Here is a 15,613-nt window from a genome sequence, read left to right as displayed (position 1 = left end):
ATGTCCGTTTTTTTATTTAGACGACTTTCGTCCGTGTTGCCCGTCGCTTTTGATTTGTTTGGTACGTTCGATAGGCTTTCCAAGCATTGGCACATAAAAGCCCTGTGAGTAAGTAAGATAAGCTATTAAATAAATAGAAGTCCACACACGAAACGACAGCACAGAGGATACCAAAGATGATTTGATCACGATTCTTTGCTGGTGAAGTAGGTGGATCAGTCAACATAAAGAACGCAAGAAACAAGACAGCATTCAAGTAGGGCGTAATAAAAGCAGATGAAGCATCCGTTAAGCCAATGAATCCAAATATGAGGTGGATCAGGCCGTATGCTGCTAGAAAGGCGAAAACTTGCGGGAATTTTTGTACGCGGCTGGTCACTAAATAACCGCCGACCACCACAAGGAATAGGGTCCACCAAGGTAGAAGAGACATACCGCCCCACCAGCTTTGATTGGAAGAAAATAAAATGACTGAGAGCCATAAACCAAACGCAGCTGGATTCAAAATCGGTTTCTTTTGATAAGTGATGACATGCTTAGATAAAATGGCTGCTGCGGCTGTGAAAACAGAAACAGCAAAAGAAGTAGCTGGACTTAGAACAATGCCAATAATCAGCCCTGTGAGCAGAGCTCCATCAGGGAATGTGTGTTTATTGTTTTTCCAAATCACTCTTGAGATGAAAGAGTCAAGAATTAGTGCTGTCCCGATGCTGGTAGCAACTGTAGCGAGACCACTAAGAAAACCAGCGTGCAGACTCCCGGCGGCTAAAAGGACCAAAAGAATGGCGATGACATACCGTTTTGGTGTCCGAATGTAGGCTTTTAGTGAGGGTGATGGTTTCAAAAATGTTTGGTTTGTGATAGGTGCTGGTTGTGATTCCATGAGTGAACCTCCTTCATCTCCGGTGTTACGATCATATCAGCGGTTTGATCTACCATCACGGCAGGTATTTCATGTTCGGCTAAAAAAGAATAACCTCCTTCTCGACCTAATAAAAAAGCAGCTGTAGAGAGACTATCTGCGAGCATACCAAGTGGTGCAATGACGGTACAGCTTAACAAACTTTGTTCAGACTGTTTCGTTTGAGGGTGTATCAAATGGTGCGTATGAGGATCATAACGACTGATCCGTTCATAGCTTCCAGATGTACAAATCGCACAATTTGTGGTTTGAATGACCGAGATGTTGGTCTGTTTGTGAATGGGATGCCGAATCCCAATTGTCCACTCTTCTTGTTGTTCGTTAAATCCAGATACCAACACATCCCCACCAGCATTTATCATAAAGCCTTCCCATGCTTCAAGCTCTTTTGCGGCAAGATCGCACGCAAATCCCTTTGCAATAGAACCGAAATCCAAAATCAGCGGTTTGTTCAAATGGATCGTCCGATTCTTCTCGTTTAACTGGACGTCACGATAATGAACGGCTGCATGTGGAACGTCATGTGATGAAAAAGTTTGTCCTGTCGTATATAAACGATCGAATCCTTTTTGTTCCATGATTTTTCCGATGGTTGGATCATACTTGCCATTTGTTAACTCGGCTAACTCTAGCGCATAGGCTGTTAAATCGAAAAGCATTTCACTGACTAATACCTCTTGCTTTGAAAGATTGGCTAACTTCATGACTTCAGAATCAGAGCGGAAACGGCTAAAACGATGCTCGATATCGTAAAAAATGGAAAAGGCACGGTTGATGTCCTCTAAAACAGCCCGTCGATCTTCTTCATAGGCAACCACTTGAATATTGATAACAGTTCCCATAGCCAGCATGGATTTTTGAAAAGTAATGAGTTTTTGTTGTCCTAACCATTTCATCTTGGTGTCTCCTCTCTATGCCTTTGCCTGCTCTAAAGCCTGAGCAACGGCTGTTTCAAAATCCTGAGTACTTAATGTTGCGCCGCTCACCGTATCTACATCAGCACTTTGTCTGATGACCACTTCATTGGGTAATGATGAAATGGAGCTTTGTCCGTATCTAGTGTTATCACTCGTAATCTCGACAGAAGTGATATTTCCTTGTTTGATGGTAACAGATACACTAATAGAGCCAATCTCATTTGATCCAGTACCAGAGAAAGTACCATCCGTGAGTTCAGTTTCTGAAGTGGTATCTTCTGTTTGAGTGGCGGTAGTATCTGATGTGAGAGATGTATGATTTGAAGAAGCGTCTGCTTGTGTATTTGATTGTGCTGTCTGAACGGCTTGTGCGTGATGGGTAGTTGCATAACCAGTGATGTATAAGCTGCTGATAGCTGCGGTGCAAAGACTAATCATTTTCTTATTTATTTTTGCCATGATGTATCCTACCTCCTATTACGATCTACTATATAGAAGAAATTTGAACAAACCATGAACAAGAAAAGAACGATTTTAGATAATAGGCAATAAGAATCAAGATATTACACGTTATCGTTTATTTTTGACTGTGGTTCATTTATCAGGTAGGATGAAATGAATCTAAACCTTGCTCACGCAATCAAAAAGGAGTGTTTCGTCCATGAAAAAGAAAATATTGATGTTCTTACCTTGTGGCTACGGATACTCCACTGCTGTTTTCTTTTAGGATAGACAAAAATTGGTGAAGTCTGTCTACAGGAAGAAAAACACGCAGAAAAATCATAGTGAGTGAGGGATTTACATGGAGAAAATCACGAGAAAAAATCCAGAAAGTATGCCGAAACCCGTTGGCAACTACAGTCATATTACTAGGGTGCCAAAGGGTGCGGGGTTATTTGTGACATCAGGTCAAGTAGGGACAGGAGCGGATGGACAGATCCCATCAAGCTTAAACGACCAAGTCACCAATACGTTTGAAAATATAAAGAGAATCCTTGCATCAGAAGGGTTGAATGAAGAACACGTCATCAAAGTCAATATTTGGGCAACAGAAGAAATTGATTGGGATCATCTATATCCACAGTGGGATGCAATCTTCAAAACGACATATCCATCAATGACCGTTGCCTATGTGACTGCATTAGGGTGGCCAGAGCTAAAAATCGAAATAGAGCTATGGTGTGCCGATATTTAATCAAAAAAAGAACAGGTAAACTGTTCTTTTTTTGATGAGTATTTATGAAACAGCTTTGAATCGCTTTGTAATGAATGCACCGAGAAATGCACAGACTGTGTAGACGATGACCCAAATGAGAAAAGATTCATTTCCACCAATAGAGGTGAACATCAGAATCACACTCGCAACCAGCACAATCAAGGTAGGAAACCAAATGTTCTTTAAAAACAATGTGCCGAAAATACCAATCAGCACAGAGATCATAGGGAAACCAAATACAACGAATAAGACAAAAACAGCCATGTTAATTACTCCTTTGAACCAAATTAACTATTTACATAAAAACATATAACAGTGCTACACCCATATGCGGAAGGGCAAAGATGATGAAAAGAAAAGCCGTATCAAGACGAAACATCCGGTGTTCTTTTGTTTCAGAGTGATAGGCCGCTCGTGCCTCTTCCCCGTTGGTCCATGCACCCATAAGAAATCCAGATGCAACGAACGCAATAATAGAGATTCCACCACTGACGAATCCAATCCATTCATGGTGCTGTAATATGAGCGCCGCACTGCAAATCACCAGCATGGAGCAAACACCAGCAAAAAAAGCATGTTTCTTTCTCATTATGCTTCACTCCTTCAGACAGCTATTAGGAGACCGCATCACATATTTCAATGAAATGTCCATCAGGATCAGACACATAACTGACCGTTTGTCCCCACGGCTTCTTGGCAGGTTCCTTGATGACATGTACTCCTTTTTCCTTCAAGGACGCAATTGTTTCATTCACATCATCCACAACAAAGCCAATCTCAAACGTTTGTGACGAGCTAACTGCCTCTGGAACAGGCAGACCAAGTGACTCTTTCACATCTTGGCGTGAATTAATCGATAAGGTCACTTCTCCTGTATCAAACTCAACATAGGATTCAACTCTTAATTTAATCGGGAAACCGAGGATATGATGGTAGAACTGAATACTTGCTTCAACATCGTTTACATATAGAATGGTATATTTCATTTTCATGTGGAAAGTTCCTCTCTTCATATACGTGTCAAAACCGGAAAGGTTTCCCACTCATTTTACCACATAGGCAATAAGATTCATTTAATTCCAAAAAAACCAATATTTCTACCTCAATCGTCTTGAAAAACAAAATGTGGTGACATATGATAAAAATGTAAAATCAGAAAAAATAGGGGGGACTTACATGTTGAAAAAAATCATGGTGGCTGTCATATCTTTCGGTCTTTTACTTAGCTTTACACAAGTTGACACTCACACAGCGGATGCAAAAACAGTCAAGTACAAAAACTGCAAAGCACTCAACAAAGTGTATAAAGGCGGCGTGGCAAAAAGCAAAAATACGAAAAACAAAGGTGGAAAAACGAAGTACAAGCCTTATGTATCAAAAGCACTTTACTTAAAAAATAAACACCTTGACCGTGATAAAGACGGCATTGCATGTGAACGTTAAGAAGAAGAAAAAAGACCTGTCACAAGGTCTTTTTTCTTTGGGATCAAACTCGTCCCTTTGTGCCATCTTCATCTTTATATTAAAATAAAGATAGATTCAAAAAATGATACAAAGTGGGGTACTCAATTTGTCAACACAAGCTGATAAGAAAGACATCCGATTGATTGCCATTGATATGGATGGCACGCTGTTAAACAGTGAGCACGTCATTCCTGAGGAAAATAAACAAGCCATTAAAGAAGCAGAAGCCAAAGGGGTCCATGTGGTGATTAGTACAGGACGTACGCTGATGACATGCAAAGAGCTGGTCGAGCCGCTGAAACTCTCTTCTTATCTTGTCACAGCAAACGGAAGTGAAATTTGGGATTCAAACTTCCAGTTGATCGAACGGGAACTGCTGCATCCCGATCACGTTCAGATGATGTGGGATCTAAAAAACAGATACGAAACTGATTACTGGGCATCTACTGTGGATAAGGTGTGGAGAGGAGAATTCCCAGAACGCATTCATGACCACGAATGGTTGAAATTTGGTTTTGATATTCATGACGATGCTGTTCGTGAGGAAGTCCTCCATACATTGAAAACAAATGGACAGCTAGAAATCACAAATTCCAGTCCAACCAATATTGAAGTCAATGCAGCAGGCATTAACAAAGCGGCAGCTCTTGCAAAAGTAGCAGAACGCATTGGCTGCACAATGGACAACGTCATGTCACTTGGCGACAGTCTGAATGATATGGCGATGATTCAAGAAGCCGGATTAGGCATTGCAATGGGCAATGCACAAGAAGTTGTGAAAGAAGCGGCAGATTGGATTACGGCTCCTAATACAGAGCACGGGGTAGCAAAAGCCATCCAACATTGGGTGCTGTCTAAATAAATGAGTAGAAAAACAGATTGTTGACAAAGGGCTAAAACGAACTTGATTTTAGCCCTTTGTCTTCTTTTACGTGATAGAAAACCTTATTAAAAACTTACAAAGAAACCAGGTAATACAGGGAATCTATCCCCAAAGGAATCTTCTGCACTTCCTGATAGAAAAACCTTTCCACCTTTGTTTTTATTAATATCTACAACACTTGAAAAACCAACCCCGGAAACGCCAAAGCCTCTAATAGGAACATCTCTTTTAAAACCACTTTTATATCTTAACTTTAATTTTCCATGAAAAACCCACGGACCTTTTGCGGCTGGCTTAACACTCCAATAAATATGCCTACGATCGCCAGTTACACTTAATGAAGCCGTTCCACCCGGTCCCCATTGTGTTGTGTTAGTGGAAACTTCCCCGGCTTTCTTTTGTAAAGCAAGTTCGCTTATTGAGGTGTTAGGCAATGTTTTTATAACAGAATCATATTTCCCACCAAAAACGACTTCTGACTCACTTGCTGAAACGGAACTCGAAAAAACAGTTAAAGCTAGAACAGAAACTAAAGCAAGGCTAATCATTTTTTTAACCACTATTTACACTTCCTTACAAATTATTTTTGAGTTATAATTCATAGAAAATCTAGGAGGTAATAAACAAAGATGATTAAACATGCGAATAAATTGAAGACTTTTCTAGACTTAATGGTAAACCCTGAAAAAACTGAAAATGCAATTCAAGACTTCCACACTTCCGGGGGGAAAATTATTTTCCGAGTTGATTATAAAAATGTCGATATTGCTTTAAAAATAGCCAGTTTACTTGGTGAAAACACATCAAATTATAGTATCCAGTTATTTAATTTCCCCGGCACTGATGATATAGATTTTATTCAATTTGCAATATCAGAAATTCATGAGCCCAAGCTGCTAAATTTTTTAGAGGAAATGCCCGAAAAGTGGTCATAGAGCTGCTCGTTTACCATCTAATTACATTCTATTTAATTACAAATGTACATATAAAAGGAATTCAAAACAAGATGAGTTACCTTAAAATTCCCTTAATTTAGACAATTCCCCTTCAAGTTAACCATGATTCCACTTTTTTTCATTTTCATATGTAGACATAAATTGCGGTTTGTTTTCGGTGTGGAATTATTCGGAAAATGATAATATATGTCATTATAGGGAATAGCAAGGAAGGGGTAGGGTCTTATGGAGATAGTTCTATCTTCTCATGTCGGTATGAAAATCAATGAATGGTATTATCATATTCAAAGATTTAACGTACCGGACGCCGAAGCATATAAAGAAGAAATAAAATCTTTGCTCGATGATATGGAAGAAAATCAAGATTTATTATTGTATTTCTCACTCATGGAGTTCCGACATAAATTAATGTTGGATTATTTGAACCCATTGGAAAATGGGAAAGAGCGCGCCAACTTTAGAGAGTTAGCAATGAAAATAAAAAAGGATCAAGAGAAATTAACAGGCTTGCTAGATTATTATTTTAACTTTTTCTACGGCATGTACGAATTTGAAAACTATGAATACCTCAACGCTATTACCTTCTACAAACGAGCAGAAAAAAAGCTATCTCTTGTAAGTGATGATATTGAACGTGCCGAGTTTAATTTCAAGATAGCGGAAATCTATTACCACATGAAACAAAACCACATGTCTATGCACCATATAGCCCAAGCAATAGATTGTTACAAAGAAAAAAACACTTATACTGTTAGGCAGATACAGTGTTCTTTTGTTATTGGATTAAATTATATTGATATGGGGTGCCCCGAAAAAGCAATGCCTCATTTTGAATACGCACTAAAAAAAGCTTCTGACAACTCAACAAAAAGATTAAAAGGATCGGCGCTTTATAATATAGGATTAAGTTATTTCCACAATGATGAACTACTAATGGCTATCAAATACTTTAACGAATCAATCCATTCATTTAAAGAACAAGGATACGAACATTTAAATAAAATTCTTGATCCGATGGTTATGTTGACAAAGTCATACTTTAAAACTGATCAAAATGATTTAGGGTTATACGCTTTAAACGAGGGAATAGAATTGGCTGGAAAATTGAAAGACGACATATTTTTAAATACATTCACTCTCTTGAGATCATTGTATTTAGAAAACAATGTTAGTCGTTTAAAAGAAGCAATGGCTTATTTGGAGTCAAAATTTCTTTATGCGAATCTTGAAGATTTATCGAAAGATGCGGCGAAGCATTATAATAAGGCAGGAGATAAAGAGCGTGCAAACGAATTTTATGAGAAGATTCTTTATTTCCAACTCCAAATTAAGAGAGGGGATTGTCTTTATGAAATTTAAGTCAGTAGCAGCCGTATTAATTATTGTCAGTGTGTTAGGTGCTTTTAGTTATGTTTCATCTAACGATATCCATAATGAAGCCCAACGGGGACATACAACAAGTATCGGTTATTTTGCTTAATTAAAAAAGCCCTTTTCGGGGCTTCTTTTTTTATTTGAATCTCCATTCCTGCTTCTCCTTATCCCACGCCAGTTCATTTCTAGACATAAGGTTTCTAACGGCTTTTCTAATGGACTGTTCGTCTTTTCCTGATCATCTTATATGATCCTGTATAGCTCCCTCTCAAGATCATTCATTAAATCACTACCGTGAACTATTTTATTTGAATATCTTTTTCATTAGCTTGCCGGTTGTTTTACCCGCAGCACGTCGCATGATACGTTTTCCGATAGTACCCTTTTGAACGGCATTGACGTCACCCAGGTATTTTGATGTTTTATATAGAAGTGATCTTATTTTGTTTATGTTCATTTTACGCTCCTTTTACGTCTGTCAATTATTAAAAAACTCCCCCAAATGAATGCTTTTGTCTGCATTTATTTGCAAACGTTTGTTCTTTTTTAATGTTCAAAAAGGTTGATAGAATAGCCTTTTTGAGAATGAGACCGAAAGTTTGCAAGAGACACATTCTACTAGTTCTATTGTTATATTTTCTGACAATTTCATGTGCAGTCTATTCAAAGTTGGTATAATCAATATAAATTCGAATATTCGGACTTTATATTCCGCAATTCGGAACGACAAGGAGGGGTCCTATGTATCAAGTGGATATTAACTGTGATTTGGGAGAAAGTTTTGGTCAATACACCATCGGTTCAGATGAACAAATTCTTGAATATGTTACCTCAGCCAATATTGCATGCGGTTTTCATGCGGGAGATCCAACTGTGATGAGAAAGACGGTTAAAATGGCACTGGATAAAGGGGTTCAAATTGGTGCACATCCAGGTCTGCAAGATTTAGTCGGTTTTGGCAGACGTCCAATCGCTATCTCAGCAGAGGAAGCCTATGATCTTGTGATCTATCAAATTGGTGCACTATCAGCTTTTCTGAAAGCAGAAGGCGGCATGATGCAGCACGTCAAACCACATGGCGCCCTTTACAACATGGCGGCTAAAAATACTGAATTATCTGAATCAATTGCGAAGGCTGTGTATGATATTGATCCTAACCTTGTGTTATTTGCGCTGTCAGGCAGTGAACTTGCGTCAGCAGGGGAAAGAATCGGTCTTCAAGTGGCACATGAAGTTTTTTCTGATCGCACGTATCAACCAGACGGGACACTGACATCCCGCCGTGAACCTCATGCACTTATTGAAGAGGATGAAAGGGCGGTTCAGCAGGTCATCCGTATGGTAAGAGAGGGGAAAGTGCGGACAGTGCAAGGGGAAGATGTTCAGCTCAAAGCAGATACGGTGTGCATCCACGGGGATGGCAGTCACGCGCTTCAATTTGCAAAAACCATTACAGCGAAGCTAAAAGAAGCCGCTATTCAACTCAAGGCCTTTCGATAAATCGTCATCAAAGGGGGAAACAGCATGAAAAGAGAGAAAGCCAAACAGATGAAAGCTCCAAAAGGGAACCGTTCTATGCTGATGGGCGCAGCCTTTTTAATGGCAACGTCCGCCATTGGACCGGGATTTTTAACACAAACAACGGTGTTCACACAGCAGCTCGCAGCTAGCTTTGGGTTTGTCATCTTGATTTCCATTTTGCTAGACATTTTTGCGCAAACAAATGTATGGCGTATCATTGCCGTCTCGGAAAAAAGAGGACAGGACATTGCCAATATGGTTCTGCCGGGGCTCGGATATGTGTTAGCCTGTTTGATTGTCATTGGGGGTCTTGCCTTTAATATTGGAAATATCGCTGGTGCAGGTCTCGGTTTTCAGGTCATATTCGGCGTCGATCCCCGCATAGGGGCTGGGGTCAGTGCAGTCATTGCCATTCTCATTTTTGTCATCAAAGAGGCAGGAAAGGCGATGGACCGATTCACACAAATCGCTGGTTTTGTCATGATTGGTCTGATGCTGTATGTGGCTATTTCCACAGCACCGCCAGTTGGAGAAGCGGTCATGAGAACTTTCGTGCCAGAGAAAATTGACATGTTATCGATTGTCACACTTGTCGGCGGAACGGTCGGAGGCTATATCGTTTTTGCTGGTGGTCATCGTCTGCTGGATGCTGGCATTAAGGGGAAGGAAGCATTGCCGCAAGTGACGAAAAGTTCCATTTTCGGTATTTTGATCACATCCGTGATGCGTGTGGCTTTATTTTTAGCCGTTCTAGGAGTTGTCTCAAAAGGCTTACAGATTGATCCGTCGAACCCGCCTGCGTCTGTTTTTCAATTAGCATCTGGAAATGTTGGATATAAAATGTTCGGGATTATTATGTGGGCTGCCGCCATTACCTCAGTCATTGGAGCGGCATACACCTCCGTTTCCTTCTTTAAAACCTTCTCACCAAAAATCGAGAAAAATCAACGAGGCATTATCGTTGGATTCATTGCGCTCTCGACCATTTGTTTTATAACGATTGGAAGACCTGTGAACATATTGATTTTGGTTGGGGCCATCAATGCATTGATCTTGCCGCTTGCACTCGGAACATTGCTGATTGCTGCCTATAAAAAAGAAATTGTCGGTGATTATCGCCATCCATTCTTTTTGACCGCAACAGGTGCGTTTGTTGTTGTCATCATGGCAATCATGGGCGGATATACCATCATGAATGAAATTCCAAAACTATGGAGCTGATCACATGAAAGCATATCAAACCTATAAGCCGTCACAAATAAGGGAATTGATTCGTAAGCAGAAGATCACAGGACCAACGGCTGGCTTTGCTGAGGGATTTGCGCAAGCCAACTTAATGATCGTCAAAAAAGAGCTGGCCTTCGATTTTCTTTTATTTTGTCAACGGAATCCGGCTTCGTGTCCTTTGCTTGATGTGCTCGACCCAGGTGATCCAGTGCCAAGGCGTTCAGCACCTGATGCGGATATTCGAACGGATTTCCCTAAATACCGTGTTTACAAAAAAGGGGTTCTTCAAGAAGAGATAACAGATATTTCTTCCTATTGGGAGGATGATATGGTGGGCTTTCTCATCGGATGCAGCTTTACGTTTGAGCATGCACTCATGCTGAATGACATTCCTGTCCGCCATATTGAAAATGGACATAATGTCCCAATGTATCAAACGAACATTTCATGTGAAAGGGCAGGTGTATTCCATGGTCCGATGGTTGTCAGCATGAGGCCGATCCCAGCGCATCAAGTCACAAGAAGTGTTCAGGTGACGTCTAGATTCCCATCGGTACATGGCGGTCCTATCCATATAGGTGATCCGGCTGTGATTGGCATAGAACATGTAGATCAACCAGACTTTGGAGAGCCATCTGTGATCAAAGAAGGGGAAGTTCCGGTGTTTTGGGCATGTGGTGTGACGCCGCAAGCCATCGTCATGCACACTAAGCCAGACATTGCGATCACCCATGCACCCGGTCATATGTTTATAACAGATGTAAGAGATCAAAAGCTCGGTGTCCTGTAGAAAGAGAGGTGTCATAAGAGTGGCATTTTCAACGATAAAAGATACGATCACGTTCCACCCGCTAGGAGACGCAGCCATTGTCATCCAAGCCGGGACTGACATAAGTGAAGACATTCATGAGCGTGTGAAGCAGCTGTTTTCATGTATTGAACAGCATCCATTTGAAGGATATGTGGAAGCTGTTCAAGCTTTTACAAACGTGACCGTCTTTTATGAGCCCTATAAGGTGTATCAATCTGCTCAGCTTAAGCAACGTGCGATCTCTCCGTATGAATGGGTCAAAGACTATATTGAAAACCTCCTTGAAGACAACTGGCAGGAGGGGAATCAGGCAAAGCGCCGGATCGTCGACATTCCTGTATGTTATGGAGGAGAGCTCGGTCCTGACTTAGAAGAAGTCGCCCGTATCAATGATTTGACGCCTGAAGAAGTTGTACGCATTCACACCTCCGGAACGTATCTTGTCTATATGATTGGGTTTGCTCCTGGGTTTCCGTTTTTAGGCGGACTTTCTGAAAAAATTGCAGCTCCGCGCAGACAAACACCAAGAATGTCGATTCCAAAAGGATCTGTGGGTATTGCGGGGAAGCAGACAGGGGTTTATCCGATATCTACACCCGGAGGCTGGCAGCTCATTGGACAAACCCCTTTGTCCTTATTTCGGCCGAATGCTGAGAGACCTAGTCTACTAAAGGCAGGGGACGAGGTTCGATTTGTTCAACTGTCTGAAAAGGAATTTTTCAGCATGAAGGAGGAAGAACGTTGAGTATGCATGTCATCAAGCCAGGAATGTTCACCACCATTCAAGATAAAGGGAGAATAGGCTATCAGAAGTACGGTGTGTTAACGAGTGGCGGCATGGACCCGCTCTCGCTCCGAATCGCCAACATCCTCACCGGGAATCAAGAAAACGAAGCGGTACTGGAAATCACTTTAATGGGGCCCGGCCCAGTGTTGACATGTCAGAAGGATCAGCTGATTGCCTTGACCGGTGCTGATGTGGAGATTGAGATTGACGGGGAACGAGCGCCTCTATGGAAACCACTCTTCATTCGAGCAGGAAGCACGATCACCTTTGGCCCTTGTAAGAGGGGATGCCGCTCCTACCTCGCTGTAGCCGGTGGATTTGATGTTGAGCCGGTGATGAAAAGTAAAAGTACGTACGTCAGAGCGAAGATAGGCGGGATAGAAGGGCGTCCGCTAGAAAAAGGAGACGTCCTGCCAATTGGAGAACCGTCACCACTGGCGGAGCGCCTCGTTCACATGTTAAAAAGCAAAGGGGAAATTGCGCCAGACTGGACAGTCAATCATGCGCATTTTTTGCCTCTCGGGAAATCACCAGTCATTCGGGTGCTTGCAGGCAGACATTTATCTCATTTTCAGGAAGAATCGCAGCAAGCTTTTTTCGAACGGTCTTATCAGGTCACTCCCCAATCTGATCGTATGGGATGCAGATTGAAAGGGGAACCGATTCGTTTAAAGCAAAAACTTGAATTGATTTCAGAAGCGGTTGCTTTTGGCTCTATTCAAATTCCTCCTGACGGCCAGCCGATTATTCTGCTCGCAGATCGTCAAACGACAGGTGGATATCCCCGTATTGGTGAGGTGGCAACAGTCGATTTGCCGCTCATTGCGCAGGCGATGCCTGGAGCGAATCTCACGTTTCAACAAATTAGCCGCCAAGAAGCAGAGCAAGCCTTATTCACACAAGAAGCAGAGATGAAGGACCTGACGGCAAGATTAAAACTCGAAGCATTTTCATTTTAGAAAAGGTGAGAAACATGCAGAACACAAATAAAACCGTTGTGAAATCAATGGAGATATTACGGCTTTTTATCACACACGAACAATTAACGTTAAATGACATGATTGAGCTCTCGAGCATGCCCAAAACATCTGTACACCGAATGGCCAACTCGTTAGCCGATATGGGGTTATTAGAAAAGCATCCTTCAGGTGTTTACCGATTAGGATTGATGTTCCTTGAATACGGTCAGCTTGTCGCAGACCGCCTTGATATCCGTAGAATTGCAAGGCCCTTTATGGAAAACTTGCGTGATGAGGTAGGTGAGGCTGTTCAGCTCATTATTCGTGAAGGAGATGAAGCCATTTATGTGGAGAAAATGGAAGGAACGCAGCCTGTCCGGCTCTATACCGCTGTCGGAAGAAGATCCCCATTATATGCGGGAGCTTGTGCGAGAAGTATTCTTTCCTTTTTGCCAGAGGAAGAGAGACTTTCCTATATTGATTCGGTAGAGCTCGGGAAAATCGGGATCGGAACCATTACCGATAAAGATGTCCTGCGAAACATGATCGAAGAATCAAACAGGCGTGGATATACCTTAAGCTATTCAGAGCTTGAAAACTATACTGCGGCTATTGGAGCGCCCATTTTTAATCATCACGGAGAAGTGGCAGCAGGCATTAGTATTGCAGGGTTTGAGGCCGGCTATCAAAAGGAACGGCTTCCTTATTTAATTGAGCAGGTCAAAAAAGCGGCCAGCGGCATTTCAAAAGAATTAGGTTTTACATCTGAACAAATAAAAAGCCAATGACCGTTAAGATCATTGGCTTTTTGCGTGTTCATGATTAGAAAGTTTTACCTAAAGCTTTTGCACGTTCGATCGCATCTGCTTTAATTTGTTCTGCTTTTGCAGGCTCAGCATTGTGACCTTCAACAATAAGACCTTCGAAAGAAGGAATACCGAAGAAGTTTGCAATTGTTCCAAGGTAACGGTGACCTGCTTCTAGTTCAGCAGCAGGACCTTCAGTGTAGTATCCGCCACGTGCTTGGATGTGTAGCGCTTTTTTGTCTGTTAGTAATCCAACAGGACCTTGCTCAGTGTATTTGAATGTTTTACCAGCTACAGCAACAGAGTCGATGTATGCTTTAAGAACTGGTGGGAATGAGAAGTTCCAAAGTGGTGAAACAAATACGTATTTGTCAGCAGAAACGAATTGATCGCTTAATTCGTTTAGGCGAGCAACTTTCGCTTGCTCTTCAGCTGAAAGTGTATCGAAGCCAGCACCAGATTGAAGCTTGCCCCATCCAGCGAATACATCTGCATCAATGTGAGGAATGTTTTCTTTGTACAAATCGATATGTACAACCTCGTCACTTGGATTTGCTTCCTTATAAGATTCGATAAATGCTTTAGCAGTAGCCATACTGTAAGAAACTGTTTCATCATGCGGATGTGCAGTGATGTATAAAACTTTTGCCATGTTCATTCAATCCTTCCTGTTTCAATGATTTTTTTAGTGTATCCCAAAGATACACTGAATATGTGGCATCTTTAATCATATTGGAATGCTATGAAAAAGATGTAACAAGCACAGTTACATAAAAACTGATATTTTCATTGTAATCACTATATAGTTTGAAGTCAAGGTATAAAGTCTTGAAATCAAGATAAAAAGTTTGTAAATTTTTCTGAAACGCTTCAAGTCCGCGATTTAAGCAAAAAAACCCTACTCCCATTGAACAAAAAATGGATCGATATCGCAAGTAAAGTGTTTGTAAATGCGCTCATCCTGCGTTTTTGAAAAAAAGGTGGATGCCTTTAAGCCATCTGCTACAAGCATTTCTTCTTCTTTTTCGTATATATAAGAGAAGGCAGGAGAGAGTGAGGGATAAGAGTGGGACGATCCTATGTTGCGATTGGAGATTCCTTAACGGTTGGGGTGGGGGCACGTTTATTTGGCGGCGGTTTTACGGAGCGATATGCGGCGAGGCTTGAAAAGAAGCTGCATATACCGGTGAAACTGTCCGTATTTGCGAAATCAGGGTTAACAACGGAAGAAATCTTGCAGCTTTTTCAGCGGTCTGATGTAAGACGGGCGATTGCTCATGCTGACATCATCACCATCACAGGCTGCGGGAATGATCTTGTTCAAGCTGTTCTGCAGTATGAAAAAGGTGAAGATGAAAAGAAACTGCTGCAAGCGTCTATGCATTGTCAGGCGAATTTTAGCAAAATGGTTCAAGAAATTGCCCTGATAAAAAGAGGACAGCATCAACCATACTGCGTATATTTATTGAATTTATATAATCCTTTTCCTGAGATTCCGATCGCCGAGAGATGGCTGAAGCAATACAACCATCACCTTCGCCAGCTTGCTACGAATCCACATGTAGAAGTGGTGGATATATACGGTGTATTTGAAGGTCATCAAAGCGCATACTTATCGATTGATCAATTTCATCCGAACCACAAAGGATATGAAGCAATGGCAGAAGCGCTGTTTCAACAAACCTTTAAGTAACTGTGATCCCGCGGGATTACAGTTTTTTTCATTCTTTTAAATGAAGGGCTGTTTCGATATGATAAAAGAAACAAAGA

Annotated in this window: 21 protein-coding genes; 13 read left to right on the top strand and 8 right to left on the bottom strand. The window is 41.3% G+C overall.

Annotated features, from left to right (window positions below):
- Window positions 1–16 precede the first annotated feature (16 nt).
- From MHI20_RS18040 to MHI20_RS18030, 3 genes are read right to left on the bottom strand one after another with little or no spacing between them, the layout of a single operon-like run.
- Entirely contained in the window at window positions 17–883 is an 867-nt protein-coding gene (locus tag MHI20_RS18040; RefSeq protein WP_159160174.1) for an RnfABCDGE type electron transport complex subunit D, read from the bottom strand.
- Entirely contained in the window at window positions 841–1,818 is a 978-nt protein-coding gene (locus tag MHI20_RS18035; protein WP_340940316.1) for an FAD:protein FMN transferase, read from the bottom strand. Before MHI20_RS18035 ends, MHI20_RS18040 begins: the two co-directional genes overlap by 43 nt.
- A 15-nt stretch (window positions 1,819–1,833) precedes the next feature.
- Window positions 1,834–2,298: an FMN-binding protein gene (locus MHI20_RS18030; RefSeq protein ID WP_041508268.1), complete on the bottom strand. Its 465-nt coding sequence runs from the start codon at window positions 2,296–2,298 to the stop codon at window positions 1,834–1,836.
- Window positions 2,299–2,641: 343 nt separating this feature from the next.
- On the opposite strand from MHI20_RS18030, the gene MHI20_RS18025 reads away from it, so the two are divergent.
- Window positions 2,642–3,034, top strand: a complete 393-nt coding sequence (locus tag MHI20_RS18025) for a RidA family protein (RefSeq protein WP_041508269.1) — start codon at window positions 2,642–2,644, stop codon at window positions 3,032–3,034.
- Between the two features lie 42 nt (window positions 3,035–3,076).
- Here MHI20_RS18025 and MHI20_RS18020 read toward each other — a convergent pair whose 3' ends face one another.
- The 3 genes from MHI20_RS18020 to MHI20_RS18010 are packed head-to-tail and all read right to left on the bottom strand — an operon-like array spanning window position 3,077 to window position 4,047.
- Window positions 3,077–3,319 (bottom strand): DUF2651 family protein, encoded by a 243-nt coding sequence (locus MHI20_RS18020; protein WP_041508270.1) that lies wholly within the window; start codon window positions 3,317–3,319, stop codon window positions 3,077–3,079.
- A 31-nt stretch (window positions 3,320–3,350) separates the two neighbouring features.
- Window positions 3,351–3,644, bottom strand: coding sequence for a DUF5316 family protein (locus tag MHI20_RS18015; RefSeq protein ID WP_041508271.1), 294 nt, complete (start codon window positions 3,642–3,644; stop codon window positions 3,351–3,353).
- A gap of 25 nt (window positions 3,645–3,669) precedes the next feature.
- Window positions 3,670–4,047, bottom strand: coding sequence for a VOC family protein (locus tag MHI20_RS18010; RefSeq protein ID WP_041508272.1), 378 nt, complete (start codon window positions 4,045–4,047; stop codon window positions 3,670–3,672).
- Between the two features lie 199 nt (window positions 4,048–4,246).
- Here MHI20_RS18010 and MHI20_RS18005 point away from each other — a divergent pair, with 199 nt between their 5' ends.
- Together MHI20_RS18005 and MHI20_RS18000 are read left to right on the top strand one after the other, a co-directional pair.
- Window positions 4,247–4,498, top strand: a complete 252-nt coding sequence (locus tag MHI20_RS18005) for an excalibur calcium-binding domain-containing protein (RefSeq protein WP_370539175.1) — start codon at window positions 4,247–4,249, stop codon at window positions 4,496–4,498.
- A gap of 103 nt (window positions 4,499–4,601) precedes the next feature.
- On the top strand, window positions 4,602–5,381 hold the full coding sequence (locus MHI20_RS18000) for a Cof-type HAD-IIB family hydrolase (protein ID WP_375831194.1): 780 nt from the start codon (window positions 4,602–4,604) through the stop codon (window positions 5,379–5,381).
- An 86-nt stretch (window positions 5,382–5,467) separates the two neighbouring features.
- On the opposite strand, the gene MHI20_RS17995 is transcribed toward MHI20_RS18000, so the two are convergent.
- Entirely contained in the window at window positions 5,468–5,962 is a 495-nt protein-coding gene (locus MHI20_RS17995; protein ID WP_041508274.1) for a hypothetical protein, read from the bottom strand.
- A gap of 69 nt (window positions 5,963–6,031) precedes the next feature.
- Here MHI20_RS17995 and MHI20_RS17990 point away from each other — a divergent pair, with 69 nt between their 5' ends.
- From MHI20_RS17990 to MHI20_RS17950, 9 genes are all read left to right on the top strand, one after another.
- A complete protein-coding gene (locus MHI20_RS17990) occupies window positions 6,032–6,337 on the top strand; it encodes a hypothetical protein (RefSeq protein WP_024720216.1) in 306 nt (101 codons plus the stop codon).
- A 246-nt stretch (window positions 6,338–6,583) separates the two neighbouring features.
- On the top strand, window positions 6,584–7,717 hold the full coding sequence (locus tag MHI20_RS17985; protein ID WP_041508275.1) for a response regulator aspartate phosphatase: 1,134 nt from the start codon (window positions 6,584–6,586) through the stop codon (window positions 7,715–7,717).
- Complete coding sequence (locus MHI20_RS17980; protein WP_255816864.1) at window positions 7,707–7,838, top strand: hypothetical protein; 132 nt, start codon at window positions 7,707–7,709, stop codon at window positions 7,836–7,838. Before MHI20_RS17985 ends, MHI20_RS17980 begins: the two co-directional genes overlap by 11 nt.
- Window positions 7,839–8,473: 635 nt before the next feature.
- Window positions 8,474–9,232 carry a LamB/YcsF family protein gene (locus MHI20_RS17975; RefSeq protein ID WP_041508277.1) on the top strand — a complete coding sequence of 253 codons (759 nt, stop codon included), beginning with the start codon at window positions 8,474–8,476 and terminating at the stop codon, window positions 9,230–9,232.
- Between the two features lie 24 nt (window positions 9,233–9,256).
- Window positions 9,257–10,474 (top strand): NRAMP family divalent metal transporter, encoded by a 1,218-nt coding sequence (locus tag MHI20_RS17970; RefSeq protein ID WP_007498097.1) that lies wholly within the window; start codon window positions 9,257–9,259, stop codon window positions 10,472–10,474.
- 4 nt (window positions 10,475–10,478) lie between these two features.
- Window positions 10,479–11,270: a putative hydro-lyase gene (locus tag MHI20_RS17965; protein WP_144679586.1), complete on the top strand. Its 792-nt coding sequence runs from the start codon at window positions 10,479–10,481 to the stop codon at window positions 11,268–11,270.
- Window positions 11,271–11,289: 19 nt separating this feature from the next.
- Window positions 11,290–12,036: a 5-oxoprolinase subunit PxpB gene (gene pxpB / locus MHI20_RS17960; RefSeq protein WP_335352086.1), complete on the top strand. Its 747-nt coding sequence runs from the start codon at window positions 11,290–11,292 to the stop codon at window positions 12,034–12,036.
- Window positions 12,033–13,037, top strand: coding sequence for a 5-oxoprolinase subunit C family protein (locus tag MHI20_RS17955; RefSeq protein ID WP_340940294.1), 1,005 nt, complete (start codon window positions 12,033–12,035; stop codon window positions 13,035–13,037). Before pxpB ends, MHI20_RS17955 begins: the two co-directional genes overlap by 4 nt.
- A gap of 14 nt (window positions 13,038–13,051) precedes the next feature.
- Complete coding sequence (locus MHI20_RS17950; protein WP_340940292.1) at window positions 13,052–13,825, top strand: IclR family transcriptional regulator; 774 nt, start codon at window positions 13,052–13,054, stop codon at window positions 13,823–13,825.
- A gap of 34 nt (window positions 13,826–13,859) precedes the next feature.
- On the opposite strand, the gene MHI20_RS17945 is transcribed toward MHI20_RS17950, so the two are convergent.
- Window positions 13,860–14,495, bottom strand: coding sequence for an FMN-dependent NADH-azoreductase (locus MHI20_RS17945; RefSeq protein WP_024720223.1), 636 nt, complete (start codon window positions 14,493–14,495; stop codon window positions 13,860–13,862).
- Between the two features lie 414 nt (window positions 14,496–14,909).
- Between MHI20_RS17945 and MHI20_RS17940 the strand changes: the two genes are divergently transcribed.
- Window positions 14,910–15,536: a GDSL-type esterase/lipase family protein gene (locus tag MHI20_RS17940; RefSeq protein ID WP_340940289.1), complete on the top strand. Its 627-nt coding sequence runs from the start codon at window positions 14,910–14,912 to the stop codon at window positions 15,534–15,536.
- Window positions 15,537–15,613 lie beyond the last annotated feature (77 nt).

The sequence above is a fragment of the Bacillus sp. FSL K6-1106 genome, assembly GCF_038005245.1.
Lineage (GTDB): Bacteria > Bacillota > Bacilli > Bacillales > Bacillaceae > Bacillus > Bacillus altitudinis.
The sequence above is the reverse complement of the archived record's forward strand: the minus strand, read 5'-3'. Positions and strand labels throughout refer to the sequence as shown.